This window comes from Streptomyces griseofuscus, assembly GCF_014673495.1.
Taxonomy (GTDB): Bacteria; Actinomycetota; Actinomycetes; order Streptomycetales; family Streptomycetaceae; genus Streptomyces; species Streptomyces murinus.
The window spans coordinates 8,074,023-8,095,875 of the sequence record NZ_CP051006.1; the positions used below are offsets into that span (position 1 = coordinate 8,074,023).

Below are 21,853 nucleotides of genomic sequence, written 5' to 3' on the forward strand. Positions count from 1 at the left end.
CTCACGCCAGGGTGACGTCCATGCCTCCGTCGGCCAGGGCTTCGAGGACCGCGGTGAACAGGTCGTAGGGGTCGCCGTCCGGGGTCAGGGCCCGGGACAGATGTGCCCGTGCGGTGGCCGAGTGCCGCCAGTGCAGGGTCGCGGGGGCGGTGTGGCCGAAGGTGCCGCGCAGGCAGTCGGCCAGGGCGGCGACGCAGCCGCCGAAGTAGCCGCCAGGACCGTTCACCGCCTCGCCGAGCGCCAGATGGAGGCCCGGTCCGTCGGTGATGTACCGGCCGTCGAGTTCGTAGGCGTGACCGGCCGGCCGGGCACGGTGGGTGCGTCGGCAGCCCCGTTCCTGGACGAGGCCGAGCCAGGCCCCACGCTGTCTGGTGCCGAGACCGGTCCAGGCCCCCGGGGTGTCCGGCGCCCCGGCGAGCCACCGTTCCCAGACGGGCCGCGCGTACCCCGGGACGGGCATGCAGAGGCTTTTGTCGAGCTCCAGGTCGATCAGCTCCGTACCGTACCGGGACGGACGCCAGGCGAAAACCTTGCCGTGGAGCAGGCGTTGGGTGAGCGGCTCCCCCTGGTCGTCGCGTATCTCCAGCGCGGCCTCCCCCAGATCCAGGGCCCCCCGGGTGCCCTTCGACAGCGCAGCCCGCAGCCGTTCCGCCGGGGCGAGCCCGCGCAGGACGAGCCGGGGCGCCGGTGGTTCGGCGGCCGGCAGGACGCGGGTGAACTCCCGGCAGGAGCCCAGCCATCGGCGCCCGTCGTGCACCCGTACGCGCTCCCGATGTCCCTCGGGCGGCCCCTCGCAGTCGTCCAGGCCGGTGAGTACGAGACTGTCCGTTCCGGGGGAGCGGCCCAGGTCCTGGCTCTCCGCGTCCTCCAGCAGCCAGGGGCCGAGCGCCTGGTCGTCCGGCACCAGCCACACCCGGTCGCCGACCCAACCGCGCACCCGAGCCCGCGGCGCCCAGCCGAACAACTCGTAGGTCACGCGCCCGGGATCCCCGAACAACCCCTCGACCTCGGCACAGACGCCGAAGGAACCCCCGTTCTCCGGGTCGGTCAGCGTGTACCGCGACGATCCTCGTGCACCCGGGAATGATGCCGCGTCCGCATCCCCAACCACGAGCCACCACCGCCTTTTTGGGCAACTGTTCTGCCCTCGCGTACCTGGCCCCCGTCGCCAAGGGCCTGTATCCAAGGGGCGGAGCCTAGCGAAGGAGCCCGTATGCACGCCCGAGACAGCGCCGAGGCGGCCGAGCGCACCGGCATCCGCAAGCCGCCTGCTCCGGCCGCCGCGACACGGCAGGCTCCGGGCACGCTGGCGCCGCTCCAGCGCAGCGTCGGCAACGCGGCCGTCGTCCAGATGCTGCGCCGGAACCAGGACGCGGGCGGACATGGCGCGGAGGAGGAGGCGGCGGTCCAACGGTCCGCCGTACAAGGGGTGTTGCGCGCTCCCGGACGACCGCTCGCCGAGCCGGTGCGCCAAGAGATGGAGGCGCGGTTCGGGACGGACTTCTCCGATGTACGCGTCCATGACGACGCCGCCGCGCAGTCCTCCGCCGCGGGCCTCGGCGCCCGCGCCTACACGTCCGGCAGTCATGTGGTGATCGGACCCGGCGGCGCCGACCGGCACACGCTCGCCCATGAGTTGACCCATGTCGTCCAGCAGCGGCAGGGCCCGGTCGCGGGCACCCCGACCGGCGACGGGCTGCGGGTCAGCGATCCCGCCGACCGCTTCGAGCGGGCCGCCGAGGCCAACGCCCACCGGGTGCTCGCCGGTCCGGTGCCCGCCGCCCGGCGGGAGCAGGAGGAGGCCGCGGGCAGGTCGGTCGCGGGGGGCGAGGGGTCGGTGCAGCGGTTCACGGACCAGGACGTGGACGACATGGGTGAGTTGCGGGTCTCGGTCAACGGGGCTTTCGCCATCGATGACGGCGCGGACCATATATGGGTACGGGCCGACGCCCTCGGCGCGATCGCCCCGGCCCTCCAGGCGGACAACCGGCAGGCTCAGTTCCTGGGGAACACCTACCACCGCTACTCGCTGGGCGGTGATGTGCTCAACCAGTGCCTGCATGTGGCCGAGGAGATCATCAACAACCGGGTCAACCAACTGCCGCACGGCGAGTACGCCAGCACGATCGACACCCACAGCAACAGGCACGGCGACCGGACCGAGTTCTTCGGCCAGCCCAACGACGGCACCAACCGCCGTATGGCCAGGGAGTTCACCGGCGCCCGCGACGAAGCGGCGAACCCCCAGGTGGGCCAGGCGTTCGTGATCGTCGCGCTGCGGCCGGGAGAGCGGGAGATGAGCCAGTTCCACGCCGCCGCGGTGGTCGCGAGGGACGGTGACGACTGCGTCACCCTGGAGGCGTTCGCGGGCGCCGAGGAGCAACTGGAGCCCGCCGCGGCCCGGATGTACACCGTCAACGGCGGAGGGGAGTCGTTCCACGGCTACTGGACCGGCGAGGAGATGTATTACCACGGGGTCAGCGCCACCACGGTGATCATCAACCCCAACCCCGATCTGTGACGGCCGGGCGGTGAGCGGACCGCGCCGGGCGCGGAGGAGCCGCGGAGCGACGGCAAGGACGGGGCGGCCACCGGGGCGCGCCGGTGTCATCCCAGCCCGAACAACTTCGCCGCGTTGTGGTGGCAGACGGCCCGCAGCCATTCCGCTCCGAGGTCCAGCCGCTCCAGGGCGTGGAGTTGATGGAGGTAGGGGTAGGGGATGTTGGGGAAGTCGGAGCCGAGCAGGACGCGGTCGCCGAGGTCCGCGAGCCGGGGGAGGGCCCGGCCGGGGAACGGCATCAGTGCCTCGGTGAAGTCGGTGAACGCCATCGTCGTGTCCAGCCGTATCTCCGGGTAGCGCTCGGCGAGACCGAGGAAGTCCTCGTACTCGGGCATCCCCAGGTGCGCGACGATCAGCCGCAGCCCCGGGTGCCGGGCCAGCACCCGTGCGATCGGTCCGGGGCCGGTGTGTTTGCCGGGCGCGGGTCCGGACCCGCAGTGGATCACCACGGGGACCTGGGCCTCGGCCAGCACTCCCCAGGCCGGCCGCAGCAGCTCGTCCGCGGGGTCGTACGCCCCCACCTGCACATGCGCCTTGAACACCCGCGCGCCCGCCTCGACCGCCTCGCGCACGTACGTCTCGACGCCCGGCTCGGGGAACAGGGTGGCGGTGTGCAGGCAGTCGGGGGTCCGCCGGGCGAAGTCGGCCGCCCAGCTGTTGAGCCACCGGGCCATGTCGGGCTTGTGCGGATAGAGCATGGCGGTGAAGGCCCGGACGCCGAACCGCCGCAGTACCTCCGCGCGTTCCGCCTCCTGCTGCCGGTAGCTGATCGGCCAGGCCAGCCCGCCGGTCAGCGGACCCTGTGCGTCGAAGTACTCCCAGACCTTGTCCAGGACGCGCTCGGGCATGAAGTGCGTATGGACGTCGATGAGACCGGGAAGCCCGAGCCGGCCCCAGAAGCGGCGGACCTCGGCGGCCTCCTCGTCGAAGCGGCTCGCGCAGGTGCCTTCGGCGAGGTCGGCGAAGGCCGGTCGGTGATCGTTCATGGCGCCCACGATCGTCCCGCGCCGCCGGTCACGTCAATCCACGTCCCCGGTCACGTCGATCCGCGCCGCCCGTTACGCCAATCCGCGTCCCCGGTCATGTCGATCGCGTCCGTCCGGCGTCGGCGGCGCGAGTACGGCCCGTAGCGCCCGCCGGAACAGCGCGGCCGTGGTCGCGTCCAGCGGGGCGAGGAACTCGTCCTCCGCCGCGAGATACGCCGCGTCGGCCTTTCGGTAGAGCGCGAGCCCGGGCCCGGTCAGCTCGATGGCGTTGCGCCGGCGGTCGGCCGGATCGGGCTTTCGGATGACGATCCCCTTGGCCTCGAAGCCGTCGATCAGGGCGACCATCGTGGTGCGGTCGACGCCGAGCTTCGCCGCGACCGCCTGCTGCGACATCGGCTCACGCCCGGCGAGCACACGCAGCACGCCGAAGTCCTTGCTGTCGACGCCGAGCGGGGCGAGCGCGGCATCGGTCAGCGCCGTCAGCCGCAGGTGAGCGTGCTTGACGAGGTACCCGAGCGCGTCGTGCGGCTCCTTGGCATGCGGGGCGGGGGTTGGCATACCCCACATCCTACCTCTAGGCTGATAATCAGTAGCACTGACAATCAGCTGGACTGACGGAAGAGACCGTGATGATTCTTGTGACAGGCGGAGCCGGCTTCATCGGTTCGCACACCGTTCGCGCGCTTCACGAGACGGGCGAGGAATGCGTGCTCCTCCAGCGCCGCACCCCCGCCCTGCCACCGCGGCTGGCCGACGTGCCCGCGGCGATGGCGCAGGGCGATATCGCCGACCTGGAGAGCCTGCGCGCGGTGGGCGGCCGGTACGCGATCACCGGCATCGTCCATCTCGCCATCACACCGCCATGGGCGGCGGACGACGAGGATGCGGTCGAGGCCGCGGGACGCGCGCTCGACGGCTTCCTCAACATCGTGCGGGTCGCGAAGGAATGGGGCGTACGGCGTGTCGTCGTCGCCAGCACCATCGGCGTCTATGGAGGCGTGCCTGTCGACGGCGCGCTCGGCGAGGACCTGCCGCTGCCGATGCGGCATTTCCACGCCATCCCGACCCTGAAGAAGATCACCGAACTGCTCGCCGGACAGCTCGCGGCCGAGTCCGGCATCGAGATCGTCGCCGCGCGCATCTCCGGCACCTGGGGTCCGGGCGGCCACCTGCCCGACCCCTTCTTCCCGGCCTCGTCACTCGTCCACGCCGCCGCGCATCGCACCACCCCCGACCTGTCCGGCCTCGCACACCAGCCGTACGCCGAGGACTCGCTCGACCTCTGCTACGTCAAGGACACCGGCCGTGCCCTCGCCCTCCTCCAGCTCACACCGGAGCTGCGCCACACCACGTACAACGTCGGCTCGGGCCGGGCGACGAGCAACGCCGAGGTGATCGCCGCGATCGCCGCCACCGAGCCCGGCTTCCACACCGCACTGCCCTCCCGCGACACCACGACACCGCGCCAGTGGCTCGACACGACCCGCCTGCGCGAGGACACCGGCTTCACCCCGAAGTACGACACCGCCGCGGCCGCCGCCGACTACCTCGCATGGCTGCGCGCGGGCAACGAACGCTAGGCAGTGTTTTGAAAGATCACCGTCCTTAGGACCCGACGACCTTCCCGAGGTTGTCCATCTCGTTGGCTCGTCCGGCCGCGAGTCGCCGGGTCCATTCCTCGTCGTGCATGGTGTCGGCCGTCATGGTCACGTGCGTTCCGCCGTCGGTGGTCGGACGCAGCTGGACCTCGGTGAGGAATTCGTACGGCTCGACGTCGGGGATGAAGTCGGCGAGCGTGGTGTAGGCCAGGCTCCGGGTGGGTTCGACATGAGTGAACGTCTTGTGCGAGGTGGTGCTCAGCGGCAGACCTGCTCCTTCCATGAACGCCACCTGCTCGGGGCCGGTGGCCGTCATGGTGTACGTCAGGGTTCCACCGGGGCGCAGGTCCAGTGCGTCGACGTGCGCGGTGAACCCCTCGGGTGCCCACCATGCCTCGATGCCGGCGGCGGTGGTCCACAGTTCCCAGATCATCTCCGGGGCGGCGGGGTAGGTGCGCTCGATCTGGATCTTCTGCGTGGTCATGATCTCTCCTGGTTCCCGTGTGGGCGGTGCTTTCACAGAGTTGGACGTCCGCCGGGGAGATCCGTCATCGGTGTCGTGTTGCCGAGGTGTTCGGCCGGCAGCGTGAGGGGGAGGCCGAAGGCGGTGACCAGGTGCGCTTCGAACGTGGTGATCTCGACGATCTGGCCGGACTCGATCCGCAGCACATCGACCATCTGTGCACGGAACACCGAGGTTCCCGGCCGCTGAACGTAGCCGGCGACGGCCGCTTGCCGGTTTGCCCCGACCGGCAGATGCCTCCAGCGCCCGAAGTACCCCGGGGACGTCGAGTCGAAGATGCGCCCGAGCTGCTTGAGCAACGCGTCCCGCCCGTCGAACCAGACCGGGTTGGGCGGCATCGTGACCAGCACGTCGACGCTGAGCAGGCCGGCCATCATCGACACGTCTTCGCGTTCGGCCGCGGCAATGTAGCGGCGTACGATGTCCCGCTCCTGCCGGCCGTGGTCCCCTGCCGTCCAGTCCACCCGCCGCTGCGGCAACCGTTCCCGCAGAGTGTGTCGGGCGCGCTGCAATGCGCTGTTGCAGGCAGCGACGCTCATGTCCATCAGCATCGCGGTCTCCTCCACCTGACGATCCAACACATCACGGAAGATCAGCACGGCACGCTGACGGGGTGGCAGGTGCTGGAGAGCGGCGAGAAAGGCCAGTTCCATGGTCTCCCGCGACACAGCGGCGGCCTCCGGCTGTTCGTCCTCGGCCGACAACTCGTCGAGCAACCGGTCCGGATAGGGTTGCAACCAGGCTTGACGTTCCGGAGGCTCCCGGCCTCCGGGGTCGACGCCGGGGGCGGGTTGATAACGCTGCGGTCGGCGGCCTGTCCGGCGCAGTGGTCGATGCAGACGTTGGTGGCGATCCGGTAGAGCCAGGTTCGGGTCGCTGCACGGCCCTCGAAGCCCGACCGGTCACGCCATGCCTTGAGCAGGGTCTCCTGCACGAGGTCCTCCGCGTCGTCGTAGGAGCTGACCATGCGATAGCAGTGCAGGTGCAGCCACGCGCGGTGGGTCCCCACCAGGGAGGCGAAGTCCGCCTCATCCTCCAGGCGTGGGGGTGGTGCCGCCGATTTCGTCACAGGAACCTGCGTGACGTTTTGTGCCAGGCGTCGCAGCCGGCGCGCTGACGCCGCCAATGCCTCGGCATCGGCGCGGAACGCCGCTGGCGGCTCCAGCGCCAGTCCTGCCACCTGGCGCTTGATGTCCGCGAGGACGGCCGCGGGTGTCTGGCTTTCCGCGGTGCTGCGCAGACGGTAGGCACGTTGCCGACAGGCCGCCGAGCAGTAGACGGAGGTCCGGCCGCGTCCGCGATGGGCGAGTACGCCACCGCAGCTCTGACACCTGCGTTCCTGCATCAGGGCTCCAGTCCTCGTCACGGGGATATGGCGTGACGGAATAGAGCATAGGAGGGGCAGGCCCAGGCGTCGCAGATCCGGCGCAGCTCGTCGCCGGCCGGCGGCGGTCCGGCTGCACGACGCCGCCGAGCCCTCGGTCGCGGCCGTCGCGACCGAGGGCGAGCTCGCCTGGACCTTGTCGCAGTCCGCCGCGGAGTGCCGTCTTCAGCTCGTTGGCTCTGGGCGGCTCCGGCCCTTGAGCCACAAGACGATGCCATAACGGACACGTGCATCGCGAGTTCGATGTCCCGGGGTGTGCACGCCGGGGCCGTCGAGAGCGCGCAACCCCCGGGCCGTCGTCCGTGGTGAACCCTGCCTTGTCCGTGCAAGGCAGGGTCAGCCGCGCTGCGGATCCTCACCCTCTCGCTTGACGAGCCGATCACCCACGCTGAGTTGCTTCCACAGGTCCGGATCCACCTTGACCTTGATCAGTGTCCCGTCGTCGAGTCGCAGCTCGAGGCGTCGGTAGAGGTTGGAGCCGTCGAGCAGGGCGCGTGACTTCTTCACGACCGTGCCGTGCCAGGTGTTCTCTCGCGTTGCCATACGCCCACGCTAGGGCGCTAACGGGATCCGGCACCTCGGGAGGGAGAGGGATCTTGTGCCTGCGACTTCAGGATGAGAGCCGGGCGCGCACCAGTCCGAGGTCGTAGGCGAGAACGACGGCTTGGACCCGGTCGCGGACCCGGAGTTTGCGCAGGACGGCGAGACATGGGCCTTCACGGTGGCCTCGGTGACGGTGAGGCGGGCGGCGATCTCGGCGTTGGAGGCGCCTCGGGCCAGCAACGCCAGCACCTCGCGCTCGCGCTCGGTGAGATGATCGAGGCCGTCGGTTGACGCGGGCGGGGTCACATCGGTGGCCAGGAACCGCTCCAGCAGCCGCCGGGTCGCGGTGGGTGCCAGCAGGGCCTCGCCGTCCGCCACCACTCGCACGGCCTCGACCAGGTCGGCCGGTCGTGCGTCCTTGGGCAGGAAGCCGCTGGCTCCGGCCCGCAGCGCGGAGTACAGCGGTTCCTCCAGATCGTACGTGGTCAGGATGATCACGTTGGGCGGGTGCGGCGCCGTGCTGAGCCGGGCGGGGGCCGAGATGCCGTCCAGGCCGGGCATCCGCACGTCCGTCAGCACCACGTCGGCCCGGGTCTGCGTGGCCAGCCGGACCGCCTCCGCGCCGTCACCCGCCTCGCCCACCACCTCGAGGTCGTCGCGGGCCTCGAGGATCATCCGGAAGCCGGAGCGCACCAGCGCCTGGTCGTCGGCGATCAGCACCTTGACGGTCATGATCCCTCCCGGATCGGAAGCCGGGCGTCCACCTCGAAGCCGGCGGCGTCCCACCGGGGTCCGGAATACAGCGTGCCGCCGAGCAGCGTGGCCCGCTCGCGCATGCCCACCAGTCCATGACCACCGCCCCGGCCCGGTGCGCCGCCTCGGCCGTCGTCTGTGATGCGCACTCTCACCTGCGTTTCGTCGATGTCGAGCAGGACCTGCGCCGACGAAGCCCGGGCGTGGCGCAGCGTGTTGGTCAGCGCCTCCTGCACGATCCGGTACACACCCGGCGGCACCTGGCCGTCGCCCTCCCGCAGCAGTGTCACCGCCAGCCCGGCCTGGTTCATCGTCTCGGTGAGCCGAGGCACGTCGTCCAGCGTCGGCTGCAGTGCGGCCTCGTTCGCGCCGCCGTCGGCTCGCACCGTGCGCAGGAACCCGCGCAGTTCGGCCAGGGCCTGGCGGCCGGCCTCCTCGGTGCGGCGCAGCGCCGCCCGGGCCTGCTGCGGGTTCGATTCGAACACGTCGTCGGCCGCAGCGGCCTGCACCACCATCGTCGGCACGGCGGTAGGTGGCGGCCACGGATCCTCCGAGGGGCACGGGTGCTGTCGAGGTCGGCATGGCATGCTGCCCGACGGCAGGCGCCTCACAGCCACTCGCCGATCGCGGCGATGAGCACGCTCGCCTGGAAGCGGACGGCGAGTTTGTCGTAGCGGCAGGCGACGGCCCGGTGGCGCTTGAGGCGATTGATCCCGCACTCCACCGCGTGGCGCTCGCGGTAGTCGACCTTGTCGAACTTCGGCGGTCGGCCCCCGCGCGAGCCCATCTTCCCGCGGTTGGCGACCTGGTCCTTCTTCTCCGGGATGGTGCACTGGATCTTGTGTCGCCTCAGGTAGGCGCGGTTCGCGCGCGAGCCGTAGGCCTTGTCCGCGCGGATCTTGTCCGGACGGGTGCGGGGGATGGCCGGGACCGTCGCAGGGCACGCGGATGGCTTCCAGAACGGCAGTGAACAGCGGCGAGTCCCCACGCTGGCCCGCTGTGATCAGGATGGCGAGGGGCTTTTGGCGCTGCTCGCAGGCCAGGTGGATCTTCGTGGTCAGGCCGCCCCGGGACCGGCCGAGGGCGTGATCGGCGGCCCGTCACCAGGCCGCCCGGGGGTTCCTTCTGGGCGTCGCCGTCCCGACGGGCCCCGGCGGCGTGCTGGTGGGCCCGGCAGACGGTGGAGTCGACGTTCACGGTCCAGGTGATGCGGCCCAGCGTGTTGGCGCGCGCCTGGAGTTTGGTGAGCAGTCCCGCCCACACGCCGGTGCGTTGCCAGCGGCGGAACAGCCCATAGACCGTCTGCCAGGGCCCGTAGCAGGACGGGATGTCCCGCCACGGAGCCCCGGTCCGCACCCGCCACCGGATTCCGTTGATCAGCATCCGCTTCGACCTGGAAGGTCTGCCGGTCGTCGCCGAGGCCGGCAGAAGCGGCTCGAGCACGGCCCACTGATCGTCTGACAGATCTCCCCGCCCCACGCGAAGATCATCACGGACGGCGGTGCTCTTTCAAAACACGGCCTAGGTGTGCTGTTCGGACAGGTTGGTGACGCGGCTGGCGGGTGGTTGGCCGCTGATGCCGGTGTGGGGTCGGTGGTAGTTGTACCAGTCGAGCCAGTCGGGAAACGCGGCCTGTCGTTCGGCGTCTGAGGTGTAGGGCCGGTGGTAGGCCCATTCGTCGAGCAGGGTGCGGTGGAAGCGTTCGACCTTGCCGTTGGTCTGCGGGCGCCAGGGCCGGGTCCAGCGGGGGCTGATACCCAGGTCGCGGCAGGTGTCGCGCCAGGTGTTCTTGGTGTAGGCCCAGGCGTTGTCGGTCAGGACGCGTTCGACGGTCATGCCGCATTCGGCGAACCAGGCGACTGCTCGCCGCAGGAAGCCGGCGCAGGTGGCGGCGGTTTCGTCGGGCAGGTCTTCGGTGTAGGCGAGGCGGGTGTGGTCGTCCAGGGCGGTGTGCAGGTAGGCGTAGCCGGCTCCGTTGCGGCGGTCCTTGTTCGGGCTGCCGGCCGCCCGGCCGAGGACTTTGTGGCCGCCGCCGTCGGGGATGCGGCCGAGTTTCTTGACGTCGATGTGGACCAGTTCGCCGGGCCGGGAGCGTTCGTAGCGGCGGATGGGCTCGCCGGTGGCCCGGTCCGTGGCGGCCAGGGCGGGCAGGCCGTGCCGGGCCAGGATGCGGTGGGCGGTGGAAGCGGCGACACCGGCTCGGGCGGCCAGCCGCACCGGCCCGATCCGGTGCTGGCGCCGAAGCCGCACGACTTGCAGCTCGACCGCGGCAGGAGTCTGGCGCGGGCTGTTGTGCGGGCGGCTGGAGCGGTCGTGCATTGCGGCCTCGCCCAGTTGCCGGTAGCGGTTCGCCCAGCGGGCGGCGGTCGTATGGCTGACCTGGAAGCGTTCCGCGGCCTGCCGCAGCGGCCAGCCGTCGTCCACGACACACCGGGCCAGACGCAGCCTGCCGGTCGGAGTCAGCGGGGCATTACGGTGGGACACGAGGGCCTCCTGGGCGTTGGTGCAGATGTCGCAATTCACACCGAACCCAGAAGGCCCTCACCTGTTCAAGCACCCAGCACGCGTGTCACCAACGTCCCGGGACAGCACACCTAGGGCCGGGTACGGCACCGCCTTCCTGGCAGTGCCGCTTGCGGCCGTCAACCGGCGCGCGGCGTGAGGACCGTACGGTCGAACGGGCCGCTGTGCGCGGCCGCGTACGCGACGGCCTCGTTCACGGCGTCGAGCGGGAAGGTCCGGATCAGGTCGGGGGAGAGGTCGAGCGTCCCGGAGGCGATGAGCCGGATCAGACCGACGTTCGCCGTGCGCGGGCACGACCACCGGCCGCGCACGGTGACCGAGTTGCGCATGAGCCAGGGGTAGGGAAGGGCGAGGTCCGCGCCGCCGAGCATGCCGACGCCGCCCATGAGGACGACCCGGCCGAACTCGCGGACGGTCAGGGCCGCCGTCCGCGTCACCGAACTGGGCGCGGAAGGCGGGAGCAGGTCGAGCACCACGTCGATCGGGCCCTGGGCGGCCGCGGACATGGCCTCGCGGTCCGTCTCCTCGTCGCCGGTCAGCTCGACCGGCCGCACCCGCCGGCCGAACCGGTCCGCGAGGAGGTCGAGCGCGGCGCGATTGCGGCCCGGTGCGATCACGCGGCCCGCCCCCATGGCGAGCGCCATGGCGACCGCGGCGCTGCCGAGGTTGCCGGTGGACCCGCTGACGAGCACCGTCTCCCCGGCTTCGAGACCCGCCGCCAGCAGCCCTCCGTAGGGGATGGCGTAGACGACGAGGGAGGACCAGCGGGCCGGGTCGTCCAGCGCTTCGGGCGGCAGGGGGTGGACGTTCTCCGTGGGCACCCGCATGAATTCGGCGAACGCCCCGTCGGGCAGATGGCGGGCGAGCCGGGCGCCGCCCTCGCCCCGGGAACTCAGGCCCTGAAGCATGATGTCGGGCGTCAGCGCGTCATCGCGGGAACGCACCGTCGGATCGCACCACACCAGGTCGCCGACGCGCAGCCGGGTGGCATCCGGGCCGACCCGCACGACGCGTCCCACGCCACCGGGACCCGGTACCACCGGGGGTTCGAGCGGATAGTTGCGCCGGCCGCCGAGGACCTCCCCGGTGTACGGCAGGACACACGTGGCCAGGACCTCGACCACGACTTCGCCACCGTCGGGCCGGGGATCGGGCACCGATCGCACGCTCAGCGGGGCACCGAACCCGGTCAGAACTGCTGCTCGCATCTGCGGCCTCCTTGATCGCCTGATGCGAGGCTAGGGATACACAGGGCATGCGCCAAGCGACGATCTGGCACATCTGGTATGCGTAGTGCGCATGGACTTCTCCAGCACGGCTCTACGGGTTCTGCGGCAGGTCGCCGACTCGGGGAGCTTCACCGCGGCCGCCGCCCAGCTCGGCTACACCCAGTCGGCGATCTCCCGCCAGGCGGCGGCCCTCGAACGGAGCGCCGGCGCCGTCCTGTTCGAGCGCCGCTTCGACGGGGTGCAGCTCACGCCCGCCGGACTGACCCTGCTGCGGCACGCCCGGACGATCCTGGACTCCGTCGCGGCGGCCGAGCAGGAGCTGACCGGTTCCGCCGCGCCGACGGCACCGGTGCGGCTGGGGATGTTCCCCAGCGCGGGCGCGGTGATCCTCCCCGGTGTGCTCACCCGGCTCGCGGCGACCGCCCCGCACCTCACCGTGACCACCCGCGAGGGCAGCACACCCGCCCTGCTCCGGGCCCTGCGCGCGGGCTCGATCGACCTCGCCGTACTGACGTCCCGCCCACCGCACCGGCCCTCCGACGGCGAGTCGCCCCGGCTGCACATCGACCCGGTCGAGGACACCGAACTGCGGCTGGGAGCACCGACGACCGGCCTGTTCTCCGGCCGTACGGAGGTGCACATCGACGAACTCGTGGACGCTCCCTGGATCGCCGCGCCGTCCACGAGCACCGAACCCCTGCTCGGCGTCTGGCCCGGACTGCCCGGACGGCCGCGGATCGTGCACACCACACGGGACTGGCTGACGAAACTCCGGCTGGTCGCGGGCGGTTTCGGCGTGACCACGATCCCGTCCCGCATGTCCGCGGTGCTGCCGCCCGGCGTGAGCCTGCTGCGCGTGGACGGAGTGCCGGCCGAGATCCGCCGGATCCTCATGGCCCGGCTCCCCGGCCGACCGGACCCGGGGATCACCGACGTCCTGCGCGTGATCACCTCGGCGGACTGATCCAGGTAGGTGCCCAGGAGAGAACCCCGGTCGCGACAGCACCGGTTGGGGTCTCTCGGAAACGGACGGATACGGGCGAGCCGTCACCCGGGGTCGTGACCGGCCCGCATCCCCGCCACCGCGCAGACGAGCAGGGCGGGGATGAGAGCGGTCAGCGGCGCGGTCCACGACCCGGTGGCGGCGTGCAGTGCGGCGGCGAGGACTGAGCCGGTGGCGGCGAGGAGGAATCCGCAGGTCTGGGCCTCGGTGGACAGGGAGGCCACCTGGTCGTGATCGCTGCCCAGGTGCGCAGAGCACCCCGGGCAGCGCCTGTCCCGCGTCGAGTCCGACGCCGAGCGCCACGACCCACACCCACCCATCGAGGTGGCGCTCGGCGCGCGCAGCAAACAGAACGGACTGCTGCTCTCCCAGGCCGCCTTCGTCGCCGGCTCCCTCGCGCCGGCGGCCGGCGGACGGCTCGGCGCGGCCGGGGCCGCCGTGCTGGTGGCGGCCCTGGGCACCGCCTTCGCCGGGCTCCAGCTGTTCGCGTTCTCGATGGTCCCGGACGCGGTGGCGGCCGCCGAGACCCGCGGTGCCGCCCGCGCGGGCGCCTACACCGGGGTGTGGACCGCCACCGAGGCCGCCGGGACCGCGCTCGGCCCCTATGTCTATGCCACGGTGCTCGCCCTCGGCGGCTTCGTGTCCACCACCGGGGGCCGCTCCGTGCGGCAGTCCCACGCCGCGCACCTGGGACTGCTGCTGGGCATCACGGTGGTCCCGGCCGTGTTCATGGCGGTGGCGATGGCATGCCAACGACGATGCCGCCTCGACCGCCGCTGACCGCGTCCCGACCCGGATCCGGGGCGGGTATCCGCTCCAGCACCCCGCCCGCGAACACGTCGTACAGCGGCAGCGTCTCCAGATGGACATAGCCGATGTGGCAGTCGCAGATGGCGAGCGGACAGGCCCGGGGCCGCAGCGCATCTCGATAGGAGCCGTCGTACAGGTTTCCCAGCTCCGCGCGGACGAAGTGGCAGCGGCGCACCGTGCCCTCCCCGTCCACCGAGATGACCGACTCCCCGGTACGGCAGGGCAGGCCCGCGCTGCGGTGCGGATGGCGGCTGTACGGGAAGAGCGGGTCCAGCGCGGTCCACTCATCGGCCTCGGCGTCGGTGTAGGTGTGCCCCTCGGCGGCGTTGACCCACAGATAGACCTGCTCGGGCAGCTCGGCGCGCAGCCGCCGGGCGTGCTCCAGGTGCTCGGGCAGGCCGACCACGCCGACACTGTGCCGGACCCCCCGGGCCGCCAGGTCATGGCACTTGGCGAGAAAGCGGTCGTACGGCGTCTGCCCCGGATGGTACGTGCACCACAGCGCGAGCGTGTCCAGGTCGGCGGCCGTGAGCCAGTCGGTGCGGCAGCTGAGGTTGGTCTGGATCGCCACCCTGCGGATGTGCGGCAACCGGCTCAGCTCCACGAGCGCCCGCCGGTACCAGGACCGCACCAGGCCCTCGCCCCACGGGGTGAACAGCAGCGAGAGCCGGTCACCCTCCTGCGCGGCCGCCCAGTCGGCGAAGCGCTCCAACGCGGCACGGTCGGCGGTCAGTTGGGCACGGCTGTCGCGCCGCTTGGCGAACGGGCAGTACGGGCAGTCGTAGTCGCACGACGCCAGCGGGCCCCGGTAGAGAATCGTCAGATCCATGCGTGTGCCGTCACTTCAGCTCGTACGCGGCCATCCGCGCCCGCACGGCGGCGGAGAACAACTCGGGGCCCACCGCGTCCGAGTGCGCCAGCCCCTCGGGGCTCAGCCGCAGCAGCCCAGGGCCCGCCGAGTCGTCCAGCCAGCCCCGCCCGGCGAACCGGTCCAGTTCGGCCGCGAAGTCCTCGCCGGGCGCGCTGCCGAACCGGTCCCGGTACCCGGCCACCGGCATCCCCTCGGCCTGGAGCAGCGACTGGAGCAGATGACGGCGGCGCGCCTCGTCCCCGGTCATCTCCCAGCCGAAGTCCGCGTGCCGGAAGCCGTCGGCGGAGCGGGCGGTGTACGTGTCGATGATCCCGCGTATGCGGTGCATGTCCACCGCGTAGTCGAACGAGTAGTGCAGCCGGGAGGTGTACGACCGCGCGCCGCAGCCGAGACCGACCATGCCGTCCGTCTGGCACGCGTAGTCGCCCGCGCCGGTGTCCGGGGCGTCCGCGCGGCGGAACATACGCATCGACACCTGCTCGTAGCCGTGCGCGAGCAGATGGTCCCGGCCGTGCCGGTACAGCCGCAGCCGCTGCTCGTCCCACTCGGCGTCGGCGGTCACCGCCCGCTCGCGCCGCCGGCCGAGACCGGTGAGCGGACGCACATAGAGGGGGTACAGATACAGCTCCTCCGGCCGCCAGCCGAGGGCCGCGTCCAGGGAACGGGTGAAGGACTCCTCGGTCTGGCCGTCGATGCCGTAGATCAGATCGATGTTCAGGACGGGGATCCGCACTTCGCGGACCCGGGCGAGGGCCGCCTCCACGTCCGCCCGCCGCTGTGGCCGTACCGCGGTGCGCGCCTCGGCGTCCACGAAGCTCTGCACACCCAGGCTGAGCCGGGTCGTGCCCCGCTCGGCCAGCACCGCCAGCCGGTCGGCGGTCGCGGTGGCGGGCGAGGCCTCCACCGACAGCGGGATCGCGGCCAGGTCCGCGCCCAGTCCGTGCTCGGCCAGATCGCACAGCCGCTCAAGCTCCGCCGCCTCCAGGAAGGTCGGAGTGCCGCCGCCGAAGGCCGCGTTCGCGAACCGCGCCCCCTCGCCCAGCGCCTCGCGCACGGCCGACGCCTGCCGCTCCAGCGCGTCCAGATAGGCACCGGTCAGGCCGTCCGGCGCGCCGATCCGGGTGAAGAGGTTGCAGAACCCGCAGCGCACCTCGCAGAACGGGATGTGGAAGTAGAGCGACAGGGCGCCCTTCGGCTCGTCCGCCCACAGCTCGCGCAACGACGCCTGCGCACGGGGCAGCGGGCGATAGGCGGTCTTGTGCGGATAGGCGTAGACGTACTGCTGGTACGGGCGGACGGCGGTGGCCGTCGCGGTGGCGCTGGTCATCGGGCCTCGTCGACGAAGAAGTGGGTATAGGGGACGGTCCAGACGACGTCATGGCCGATACGGTGGCCCGTGTAGCCGTCCTCGCCGTACGCGGTGCCGTGGTCGGAGCAGACGATCGCGAGGCACGGGCGGCGCGCGGAGGCGGCGGCCAGGAGCCGGCCCATGTGCCGGTCCACGTACTCCAGGGCCGCCGCGTGGGACTCCCGGGTGTCGCCCGCCTCCTTGGTGGCGCCGGGCAGATGGAACCAGTTGGGCTGGTGCAGCGCCGCCACGTTCACGAACAGGAACAGCGGTTGGTCCGCGGGGAGATCGGCGACGACCTTCTCGGCGCATGCCACCTGGGCCTCGAACGAGGTGGGGGAGGCCACCCCGAACTCCGGCTCCCAGTGGCTCTCCTGGAACATCCCCGGCAGCACCGAGCCCAGCGGGCCCTGCTTGTTGAAGAAGCCCACCCCGCCGACGCACACCGTGCGGTAGCCCACGGCGGCGAGCCCCGAGACCAGGTCGGGGGTGTCGTAGACGAAGGTGCCCGTCGCGGTGCTCTCACTGCCCGCGAAACGGGCGGCGAACAGCCGCGGATGCGGACCCGGCGCGGCCGGCGTCGGCAGGAAGCCCGCGAACATCGCCTGATGGGAGGCGTAGGTGAAACTGCCGGGCGCGTGCCTGCGCTCCCATGTGCCGCCCGGCAGATGCCGGGCCAGATTCGGGATGCGCCCTGCCGCCGCCAGCTCCTGCGCGACGTCGTAGCGCAGGGTGTCGAGCGTGACCAGCAGCAGATCGTGGCTGCCCACGATCTCGGTCATGTCAAGCGGAGATGTCATGGTGGTGCTCCTCGTGTTCCGGCCGCCGTCCGACCTGCTCCGTCGGCCGTAGGGCGGTCCGGGCCGCGGCGACCTGCGCGGCGTAGGTGTCCAGGTGTTCGGCGCCGCTGCCGGGCAGGCCGGTCAGCCGGGGGAGCAGATCCCCGAAGGCGTTCACCTCGCCGACGGTGAAGCGGCGCCATCCGGTGGCGGGGAGGATGTCCACGCCGACGCACAGCGTGCCGGGAAAGCATCCGGCCGCCCGCTCTGCCACTTCCAGGACCTCGGCGAAATCGCCGCCCGCGGCCCGGATCGCCGTGCGGACCGCGTCGAGATCGCCCCGGGCACCGCCGAGATGCAGGTTGGTCATCGGGTGCCGGCTGGTCCGTACGACGGCATGCGTGGCGCGGCCCGCGACCACGACCACGCGCAGATCGGCCGCCCGGCCGCCGGACATGGCCTTCGGCAGCCACCGCTCCACATGGACGCCGTCCGGGACCAGCGCGTCGACCAGGGCGGCGACCTCCCGCTCCGAGGTGTAGTCGCGCACTCGCAGCGAGTTGTACAGCCGGCCGTCCTCGGTCCGCTCCACGGACGTCGTCGCCTTGACCCGCCCCGGTCCCGCAATGGAAAGCGCCAGCACGCCGGAGGCCGACGACCCATGGGCCGCCTTCACGAACGCCCGTGAGAAACGGGCCTCCTTGAGCTGCCGCCGCAGCCCGTCCCAGCCGTCGAACGGGCCGCTCAGCGCGGGCGGCAGAGGGACACCGGCGGCGGCGAGCCGGGCATGGCAGCGTCGCTTGTCGAACATCACGGCGACCTCTTCGGGGTCCGCGCTCGGCACCGCACCCGCTCGGTGCGCCGCTCGCGTCAACTCCCGTACCGCGGAGGTGAAGCGGCGGTACCACAGCGCCGTGCCCTCGACCCGCGTCGGCTCGTCGACGTCCCGCAGGAGCAGGTCGACCTCGGCATTCTCACCGGGGGAGTCGATCCGCACCCACTCGCCTCGCGCGAAGTCATATTGCCCGCGCAGCACGTCCCGCCAGGCGAGCACGCGCGGGGCCGGATGCCCCGCGGCGCGTACGGCGTCGGCGAACATGGTGGTCCGCCGGTTCTCGGGGTTGCCGACGACGGCGAACCGGAGGCCCGCGCCGGGGGCCCGGTTATTCGGAGACGGCGACATAGCGCCACTCCTCGTCCCGCCACCGGTGCGGCTCCTGACGCTCCGACAGGTCCACCTCGGTCCCGGCGGAGCCGACGGCCGCCTCGATCCGCTCGGCCATGGAGTCGCCGAGGAAGTGGTGGTGCAGGTCGAGCCGCTTGAGGTGGGTGAGCGGCTGGCCGCGCAGCAGGGCCTCGCCGCCGGCGTCGGTGAGGATGCCCATCGACAGGTCGAGCGACTCCAGTTGGGCCACGACCGGCGCGGAGGCGATCGCCGCCGCGATCTCGTCCTGCACCTCGCTGTCCTGGAGGCCGAGATGGCGCAGCGCCGGGAAACGGCCCCCGGCCAGGATGGGCGCGAGGTCGGCCACCGTGGCGTCGCCGCCGTACGTCTCCACGCCGAGCCACAGATCGAGCCGCTCCAGGGCGGGCAGTTCGCAGGCGCCGACCGCCCGCACCACCTGTCCCGGCAGACCGCCCGACTCGAACCGCAGCACGCGCAGCGCCTCATGGCGTACGGGCCGCAGTGACAGGGGCTCCTCGCCGAGCCCCTGCGAGTCGCCGCCGCGCACGCCCAGTTCCTCCAGCAGCGGGAAGGTCTCCAGGACCGGGGTGACGTCGGTGAGCTGGAGCCAGGAGATCTCGCACTCCTCGCCGGTGACATCGGCGAGGAACAGGGCACGCAGCGCGGGGAAACGCCCGGCGTCGGCCAGGATCAGCTCCAGTACCGGACGCAGTTCGCTGTACTCGTCCTCCCACCAGGGCCCGATGACGAGCGCCCGGACCTCCGCGCTCGGCACCCGGTCCGTGAAGCTCTGCCACACCTCGGGGAAGGGGATGTCCCCGGCCTCGAAGCAGTCCAGCCGCCAGGCCACGTCGCCCGCGGCCGGAAGTGACTCTCCGCCCGGCTCGGGCAGGGTGAAGACGGGCAGTCCGTGAAAGGTCTCGAAGTGATCGGCGAAGGTCATGTCAGCCTCACTCCGCGACCGCGGTGTAGCGGTGCACGACGCCCTCGTGCTCCCAGGTGTCGCCGGGCTCGGACAGGTCGACCTCGACGCCAGAAGGCTCCAGCGCCGCCCGGACCCGCTCGGCCACCGGCTCGGTGACGTAGTTGTGGTGCAGATCGAGCTTGGCCAGATGGGTGAGCGGCTGCCCGTCGAGCAGCGCGATCATGCCCTCGTCGGTGAGCACGCCCATGGACAGGTCGAGCGAGGTCAGCTGGGCGACGACCGGGGCGCTCGCGACGGCGGTGGCGATCTCGTCCTGGATCTCGCTGTTGCGCAGGCCGAGATGGCGCAGCGCCGGGAAGCCGCCCCCGGCGAGGAACGGGGCGAGGTCGGCCACCGTCGAATCGCCGCCGTACTCCGAGACACCGAGCCATATGTCGAGGTGCTCCAGCGCGGGCAGTTCGCTGCCGGCGACACCGCGCACGACCTCGCCGGGCAGACCGCCGGTCTCGAACCGGAGCGTGCGCAGGTGCTCATGGCGCACCGCGGGGAAGCGCAGCCCGGAGCCGCCGCGGATCCCGAGCTCCTCCAGCAGCGGATAGGCGGCGAGGACCGGGGTGACATCGGACTGCTCGATCCAGGAGATCTCCGCCTCCTCCATCTCCAGGTCACCGATGAACACGGCGCGCAGACCGGTCAGCCGCTCCCGGTCCTTCACCAGGAGGTTCACGATGAGTTCGGAATCGTTGTCGTACGCCTCGCCCCACGGGCCCACGATGATCGCGCGTATGCCGGCGGGATCCACGGTCTCCAGGAAGCGGTCCCACAGTTCCTCGAAGGCGATGTCCGAGTCTCCGTACGGATCGACGGACACCCGCCATGCCACGGCACCCGCCGCCGGCAGCTCCCCCTTCGGCTCGGTCTCGAACTCGAAGGCCGGGAGGCCGTGCAGTTCCTTCAGATGCTCGACGTTCGACATGACGCGCTGGCCTCCTGGGACCGTGATCGTGCGGTGGTTGCAAGAGTTCTACCAACCCGCACTGACAACGCGGATGACGGGCTGTGGAAAAGCCGCTCGCGGGGCCGTTGTCAGACCCCCCGCGTAGCGTCGTGGTCATCGGTCGGCGAGGTGCCGACGGGGAAGGGAGACACCTGTGTACCGGCAAGGAGACGTCCTGATCGTGCCCGTCGCGGAGGAGGCCGTGCCGCCCGGAACCGACCGGCTGCCGCGCCAGCCGCGGGACGCCCGGGGCAGGTTGGTGCTGGCTCTCGGTGAGGTCACCGGCCACGCGCACGCCGTGGTCGGGCCGGGCACCCTGGTCCGCGAGACCGGGCCGTTCGGCACCGCCTACCTCCATCTCCCGGACGGCGGACGGGTGGTGCACGAGGAACACGCGGCGATACCGCTGCCCAAGGGCTGGTACCGCGTGGTGCGCCAGCGCGAGTACGTACCCGGCGCGGTCCGCGTCGTGGCGGACTGAGACGGCGCGGCGCGGCGGTGACGGCGGTCGGTGAGGAAGACGGGGACGCGGCTGTGACGGCGGTCGCTGACGAGAGCGGGGGAACGATGGTGGCGGTCGGCGGGGAAGCAGCCGGATCGATGGCGGCGGTCGGCGGGAGAGCCGGGGGATCGATGGCGGCGGTGATCGAGGAAGTCGAGGGAGCGATGAGTGCGATGGGCGGGGAAGTCGAGGACGTGATGACGGCGGGGAGCGGTGCGGTGACGACGGCGGAGACGACCCACACCTGGCGGGCGGTTGCCTCGGCGACCGGTCCCGCGGACCGCGCGGCCGCCGAGGAGGGCGTGCGCCTGGCCTACCGGCTCGCGAGCCTGCCCGAGCCCGAGACCGTCGTCTGGGCGGACTCGCCTCGCGAGGGCGCGTCCCTGGTCGTCCGGCTGACGACGGAAGGCACGGCCGGGCGAAGTGTCCGCGACGCGGTACGCACCCGGCCCTGGGCGACCGCCCGCCGACAGCTGTTCGACCGGCTGGGCTCGGACGGCTGGGCCGAGCACTGGGCCCTGACCGGGGCTCAGATGTGGGACGGCCTGGTGATGCTGACCGAGCGGATACGGACCGGGCTGATCGAGGACCTGGCCGTCACCGCGGTCGCTTCGGACGCCGCGACCGATACCCCGGTCGATGAGGAGGCGGCGGCGAAGGCAGCGGCGGCCGCCGAGCAGTCCGTCCGTCTGACGCTCCTCGACGCCGTCCTGGGCCAGCACGACGCCGCGTGGCTGGCCGCGTTCGACGGTCAGGAGGGCGGGGAGGCCCTGGCGGGGATCGCCGCGGTGGCCCGCGCCGCGGGCTGGTGGTGGCCGTACGAGAGGACGGCGGTCGTCTGCGAGCGCCCCGTGGCACTCCACCTGGACGAGGCGGGCCGGCTCGACCGCGCTGACGGCCCCGCACTCGCCTTCCCGGACGACTTCGCCCTGTACGCCTGGCGCGGCATGCCGGTCCCGGCCGAATTCCTCGACGAACTCACCGGGTTGACGCCCCGGCGCATACGCGAGGAGGAGAACGCCGAACTGCGCCGCGTGATGCTGGAGCACTACGGCTACGACCGCTACCTGAGGGATTCCGATGCCGCACCGGTGCAGCGGGACGAGGCGGGCGTGCTCTGGCGGCTCGAACTGGAGGGTGACGAGCCGCAGGTGATGGTCGAGGTCGTCAACTCCACTCCGGAACCCGACGGCACGCACCGCACCTACTGGCTCCGCGTCCCGCCCCGCACCCGCACCGCACGGGAGGGCGTCGCCTGGACCTTCGGCCTGGAGGAGGCGGAGTACGCGCCGATGCGCCAGACCTGAGCCGGCCGCATCACGCCGGGCCTCGG

At 71.9% G+C, this 21,853-nt stretch carries 22 protein-coding genes and 3 pseudogenes; 6 read left to right on the plus strand and 19 right to left on the minus strand.

What is annotated here, in order from left to right; all coding sequences use genetic code 11:
• Position 1: 1 nt before the first annotated feature.
• Positions 2 to 1,051 carry a barstar family protein gene (locus tag HEP81_RS36595; RefSeq protein ID WP_037654088.1) on the minus strand — a complete coding sequence of 350 codons (1,050 nt, stop codon included), beginning with the start codon at positions 1,049 to 1,051 and terminating at the stop codon, positions 2 to 4.
• A gap of 162 nt (positions 1,052 to 1,213) precedes the next feature.
• Between HEP81_RS36595 and HEP81_RS36600 the strand changes: the two genes are divergently transcribed.
• A complete protein-coding gene (locus HEP81_RS36600) occupies positions 1,214 to 2,521 on the plus strand; it encodes an eCIS core domain-containing protein (RefSeq protein WP_037654002.1) in 1,308 nt (435 codons plus the stop codon).
• An 86-nt stretch (positions 2,522 to 2,607) separates the two neighbouring features.
• Here HEP81_RS36600 and HEP81_RS36605 read toward each other — a convergent pair whose 3' ends face one another.
• Together HEP81_RS36605 and HEP81_RS36610 are read right to left on the minus strand one after the other, a co-directional pair.
• The gene (locus HEP81_RS36605; RefSeq protein ID WP_037654003.1) at positions 2,608 to 3,546 is read right to left on the minus strand and encodes an amidohydrolase family protein; all 939 of its coding nucleotides are present in this window, start codon (positions 3,544 to 3,546) and stop codon (positions 2,608 to 2,610) included.
• A 72-nt stretch (positions 3,547 to 3,618) separates the two neighbouring features.
• The gene (locus HEP81_RS36610; protein ID WP_037654004.1) at positions 3,619 to 4,104 is read right to left on the minus strand and encodes a MarR family winged helix-turn-helix transcriptional regulator; all 486 of its coding nucleotides are present in this window, start codon (positions 4,102 to 4,104) and stop codon (positions 3,619 to 3,621) included.
• Positions 4,105 to 4,175: 71 nt separating this feature from the next.
• Here HEP81_RS36610 and HEP81_RS36615 point away from each other — a divergent pair, with 71 nt between their 5' ends.
• Positions 4,176 to 5,126, plus strand: coding sequence for an NAD-dependent epimerase/dehydratase family protein (locus HEP81_RS36615; RefSeq protein ID WP_037654005.1), 951 nt, complete (start codon positions 4,176 to 4,178; stop codon positions 5,124 to 5,126).
• 25 nt (positions 5,127 to 5,151) lie between these two features.
• On the opposite strand, the gene HEP81_RS36620 is transcribed toward HEP81_RS36615, so the two are convergent.
• The 9 genes and pseudogenes from HEP81_RS36620 to HEP81_RS36655 form a co-directional block, all read right to left on the minus strand.
• Entirely contained in the window at positions 5,152 to 5,628 is a 477-nt protein-coding gene (locus tag HEP81_RS36620; protein ID WP_037654007.1) for an SRPBCC family protein, read from the minus strand.
• Positions 5,629 to 5,660: 32 nt separating this feature from the next.
• Positions 5,661 to 6,533 (minus strand): RNA polymerase subunit sigma-70, encoded by an 873-nt coding sequence (locus HEP81_RS42435; RefSeq protein WP_338058776.1) that lies wholly within the window; start codon positions 6,531 to 6,533, stop codon positions 5,661 to 5,663.
• An 8-nt stretch (positions 6,534 to 6,541) separates the two neighbouring features.
• Positions 6,542 to 7,012, minus strand: a pseudogene (locus HEP81_RS42440) (sigma factor); the annotation flags it as partial.
• Positions 7,013 to 7,387: 375 nt separating this feature from the next.
• Positions 7,388 to 7,594, minus strand: coding sequence for a DUF7489 domain-containing protein (locus HEP81_RS36630; RefSeq protein WP_037654008.1), 207 nt, complete (start codon positions 7,592 to 7,594; stop codon positions 7,388 to 7,390).
• A 67-nt stretch (positions 7,595 to 7,661) separates the two neighbouring features.
• Positions 7,662 to 8,326, minus strand: a pseudogene (locus HEP81_RS36635) (response regulator).
• Positions 8,323 to 8,862, minus strand: coding sequence for a sensor histidine kinase (locus HEP81_RS36640; RefSeq protein WP_037654009.1), 540 nt, complete (start codon positions 8,860 to 8,862; stop codon positions 8,323 to 8,325). The pseudogene HEP81_RS36635 and the gene HEP81_RS36640 overlap by 4 nt, the downstream one beginning before the upstream one ends.
• Before the next feature lie 92 nt (positions 8,863 to 8,954).
• Positions 8,955 to 9,826: pseudogene (locus HEP81_RS36645) on the minus strand (IS5 family transposase).
• Positions 9,827 to 9,868: 42 nt separating this feature from the next.
• The gene (locus tag HEP81_RS36650; protein WP_190275998.1) at positions 9,869 to 10,831 is read right to left on the minus strand and encodes an IS481 family transposase; all 963 of its coding nucleotides are present in this window, start codon (positions 10,829 to 10,831) and stop codon (positions 9,869 to 9,871) included.
• Between the two features lie 158 nt (positions 10,832 to 10,989).
• Positions 10,990 to 12,078, minus strand: coding sequence for an alcohol dehydrogenase catalytic domain-containing protein (locus HEP81_RS36655; RefSeq protein WP_078967632.1), 1,089 nt, complete (start codon positions 12,076 to 12,078; stop codon positions 10,990 to 10,992).
• A 91-nt stretch (positions 12,079 to 12,169) separates the two neighbouring features.
• On the opposite strand from HEP81_RS36655, the gene HEP81_RS36660 reads away from it, so the two are divergent.
• Positions 12,170 to 13,063 carry a LysR family transcriptional regulator gene (locus tag HEP81_RS36660; RefSeq protein WP_037661332.1) on the plus strand — a complete coding sequence of 298 codons (894 nt, stop codon included), beginning with the start codon at positions 12,170 to 12,172 and terminating at the stop codon, positions 13,061 to 13,063.
• 83 nt (positions 13,064 to 13,146) lie between these two features.
• On the opposite strand, the gene HEP81_RS36665 is transcribed toward HEP81_RS36660, so the two are convergent.
• A complete protein-coding gene (locus tag HEP81_RS36665) occupies positions 13,147 to 13,326 on the minus strand; it encodes a CynX/NimT family MFS transporter (RefSeq protein WP_154823891.1) in 180 nt (59 codons plus the stop codon).
• Positions 13,327 to 13,426: 100 nt separating this feature from the next.
• Here HEP81_RS36665 and HEP81_RS36670 point away from each other — a divergent pair, with 100 nt between their 5' ends.
• A complete protein-coding gene (locus tag HEP81_RS36670; RefSeq protein WP_051850522.1) occupies positions 13,427 to 13,882 on the plus strand; it encodes an MFS transporter in 456 nt (151 codons plus the stop codon).
• On the opposite strand, the gene HEP81_RS36675 is transcribed toward HEP81_RS36670, so the two are convergent.
• Genes HEP81_RS36675 through HEP81_RS36700 form a run of 6 tightly spaced genes read right to left on the minus strand, consistent with a single transcriptional unit; the run spans position 13,830 to position 19,997 of the window.
• The gene (locus tag HEP81_RS36675; RefSeq protein ID WP_051850521.1) at positions 13,830 to 14,741 is read right to left on the minus strand and encodes an STM4011 family radical SAM protein; all 912 of its coding nucleotides are present in this window, start codon (positions 14,739 to 14,741) and stop codon (positions 13,830 to 13,832) included. The two genes, HEP81_RS36670 and HEP81_RS36675, sit on opposite strands and share 53 nt — an antisense overlap.
• Positions 14,742 to 14,751: 10 nt before the next feature.
• Positions 14,752 to 16,110 carry an STM4012 family radical SAM protein gene (locus tag HEP81_RS36680; protein WP_037661328.1) on the minus strand — a complete coding sequence of 453 codons (1,359 nt, stop codon included), beginning with the start codon at positions 16,108 to 16,110 and terminating at the stop codon, positions 14,752 to 14,754.
• Positions 16,107 to 16,913, minus strand: a complete 807-nt coding sequence (locus HEP81_RS36685; RefSeq protein WP_037661326.1) for an STM4013/SEN3800 family hydrolase — start codon at positions 16,911 to 16,913, stop codon at positions 16,107 to 16,109. The genes HEP81_RS36680 and HEP81_RS36685 overlap by 4 nt, the downstream gene beginning before the upstream one ends.
• Before the next feature lies 1 nt (position 16,914).
• Entirely contained in the window at positions 16,915 to 18,093 is a 1,179-nt protein-coding gene (locus HEP81_RS36690; protein ID WP_037661325.1) for an STM4014 family protein, read from the minus strand.
• Positions 18,074 to 19,039 carry an STM4015 family protein gene (locus HEP81_RS36695; protein ID WP_037661322.1) on the minus strand — a complete coding sequence of 322 codons (966 nt, stop codon included), beginning with the start codon at positions 19,037 to 19,039 and terminating at the stop codon, positions 18,074 to 18,076. Before HEP81_RS36695 ends, HEP81_RS36690 begins: the two co-directional genes overlap by 20 nt.
• A 7-nt stretch (positions 19,040 to 19,046) precedes the next feature.
• Positions 19,047 to 19,997: an STM4015 family protein gene (locus HEP81_RS36700; protein ID WP_037661319.1), complete on the minus strand. Its 951-nt coding sequence runs from the start codon at positions 19,995 to 19,997 to the stop codon at positions 19,047 to 19,049.
• Between the two features lie 175 nt (positions 19,998 to 20,172).
• Between HEP81_RS36700 and HEP81_RS36705 the strand changes: the two genes are divergently transcribed.
• Both HEP81_RS36705 and HEP81_RS36710 read left to right on the plus strand, forming a co-directional pair.
• Complete coding sequence (locus tag HEP81_RS36705) at positions 20,173 to 20,499, plus strand: hypothetical protein (RefSeq protein ID WP_037661316.1); 327 nt, start codon at positions 20,173 to 20,175, stop codon at positions 20,497 to 20,499.
• A 218-nt stretch (positions 20,500 to 20,717) separates the two neighbouring features.
• Entirely contained in the window at positions 20,718 to 21,827 is a 1,110-nt protein-coding gene (locus tag HEP81_RS36710; RefSeq protein WP_051850526.1) for a DUF6745 domain-containing protein, read from the plus strand.
• Positions 21,828 to 21,853 lie beyond the last annotated feature (26 nt).

Excerpts from the sequence above, each read along its gene's own strand:
- HEP81_RS36710 (WP_051850526.1), top strand. The coding sequence starts at position 20,718 with ATGACGGCGGGGAGCGGTGCGGTGACGACGGCGGAGACGACCCACACC.
- HEP81_RS36690 (WP_037661325.1), bottom strand. The coding sequence starts at position 18,093 with ATGTCGCCGTCTCCGAATAACCGGGCCCCCGGCGCGGGCCTCCGGTTC.
- HEP81_RS36620 (WP_037654007.1), bottom strand. The coding sequence starts at position 5,628 with ATGACCACGCAGAAGATCCAGATCGAGCGCACCTACCCCGCCGCCCCG.
- HEP81_RS36630 (WP_037654008.1), bottom strand. The coding sequence starts at position 7,594 with ATGGCAACGCGAGAGAACACCTGGCACGGCACGGTCGTGAAGAAGTCA.
- HEP81_RS36655 (WP_078967632.1), bottom strand. The coding sequence starts at position 12,078 with ATGCGAGCAGCAGTTCTGACCGGGTTCGGTGCCCCGCTGAGCGTGCGA.
- HEP81_RS36605 (WP_037654003.1), bottom strand. The coding sequence starts at position 3,546 with ATGAACGATCACCGACCGGCCTTCGCCGACCTCGCCGAAGGCACCTGC.
- HEP81_RS36680 (WP_037661328.1), bottom strand. The coding sequence starts at position 16,110 with ATGACCAGCGCCACCGCGACGGCCACCGCCGTCCGCCCGTACCAGCAG.
- HEP81_RS36610 (WP_037654004.1), bottom strand. The coding sequence starts at position 4,104 with ATGCCAACCCCCGCCCCGCATGCCAAGGAGCCGCACGACGCGCTCGGG.
- HEP81_RS36640 (WP_037654009.1), bottom strand. The coding sequence starts at position 8,862 with ATGGTGGTGCAGGCCGCTGCGGCCGACGACGTGTTCGAATCGAACCCG.
- HEP81_RS36695 (WP_037661322.1), bottom strand. The coding sequence starts at position 19,039 with ATGACCTTCGCCGATCACTTCGAGACCTTTCACGGACTGCCCGTCTTC.
- HEP81_RS36660 (WP_037661332.1), top strand. The coding sequence starts at position 12,170 with ATGGACTTCTCCAGCACGGCTCTACGGGTTCTGCGGCAGGTCGCCGAC.
- HEP81_RS36600 (WP_037654002.1), top strand. The coding sequence starts at position 1,214 with ATGCACGCCCGAGACAGCGCCGAGGCGGCCGAGCGCACCGGCATCCGC.
- HEP81_RS36615 (WP_037654005.1), top strand. The coding sequence starts at position 4,176 with ATGATTCTTGTGACAGGCGGAGCCGGCTTCATCGGTTCGCACACCGTT.
- HEP81_RS36700 (WP_037661319.1), bottom strand. The coding sequence starts at position 19,997 with ATGTCGAACGTCGAGCATCTGAAGGAACTGCACGGCCTCCCGGCCTTC.
- HEP81_RS36685 (WP_037661326.1), bottom strand. The coding sequence starts at position 16,913 with ATGACCGAGATCGTGGGCAGCCACGATCTGCTGCTGGTCACGCTCGAC.
- HEP81_RS36675 (WP_051850521.1), bottom strand. The coding sequence starts at position 14,741 with ATGGATCTGACGATTCTCTACCGGGGCCCGCTGGCGTCGTGCGACTAC.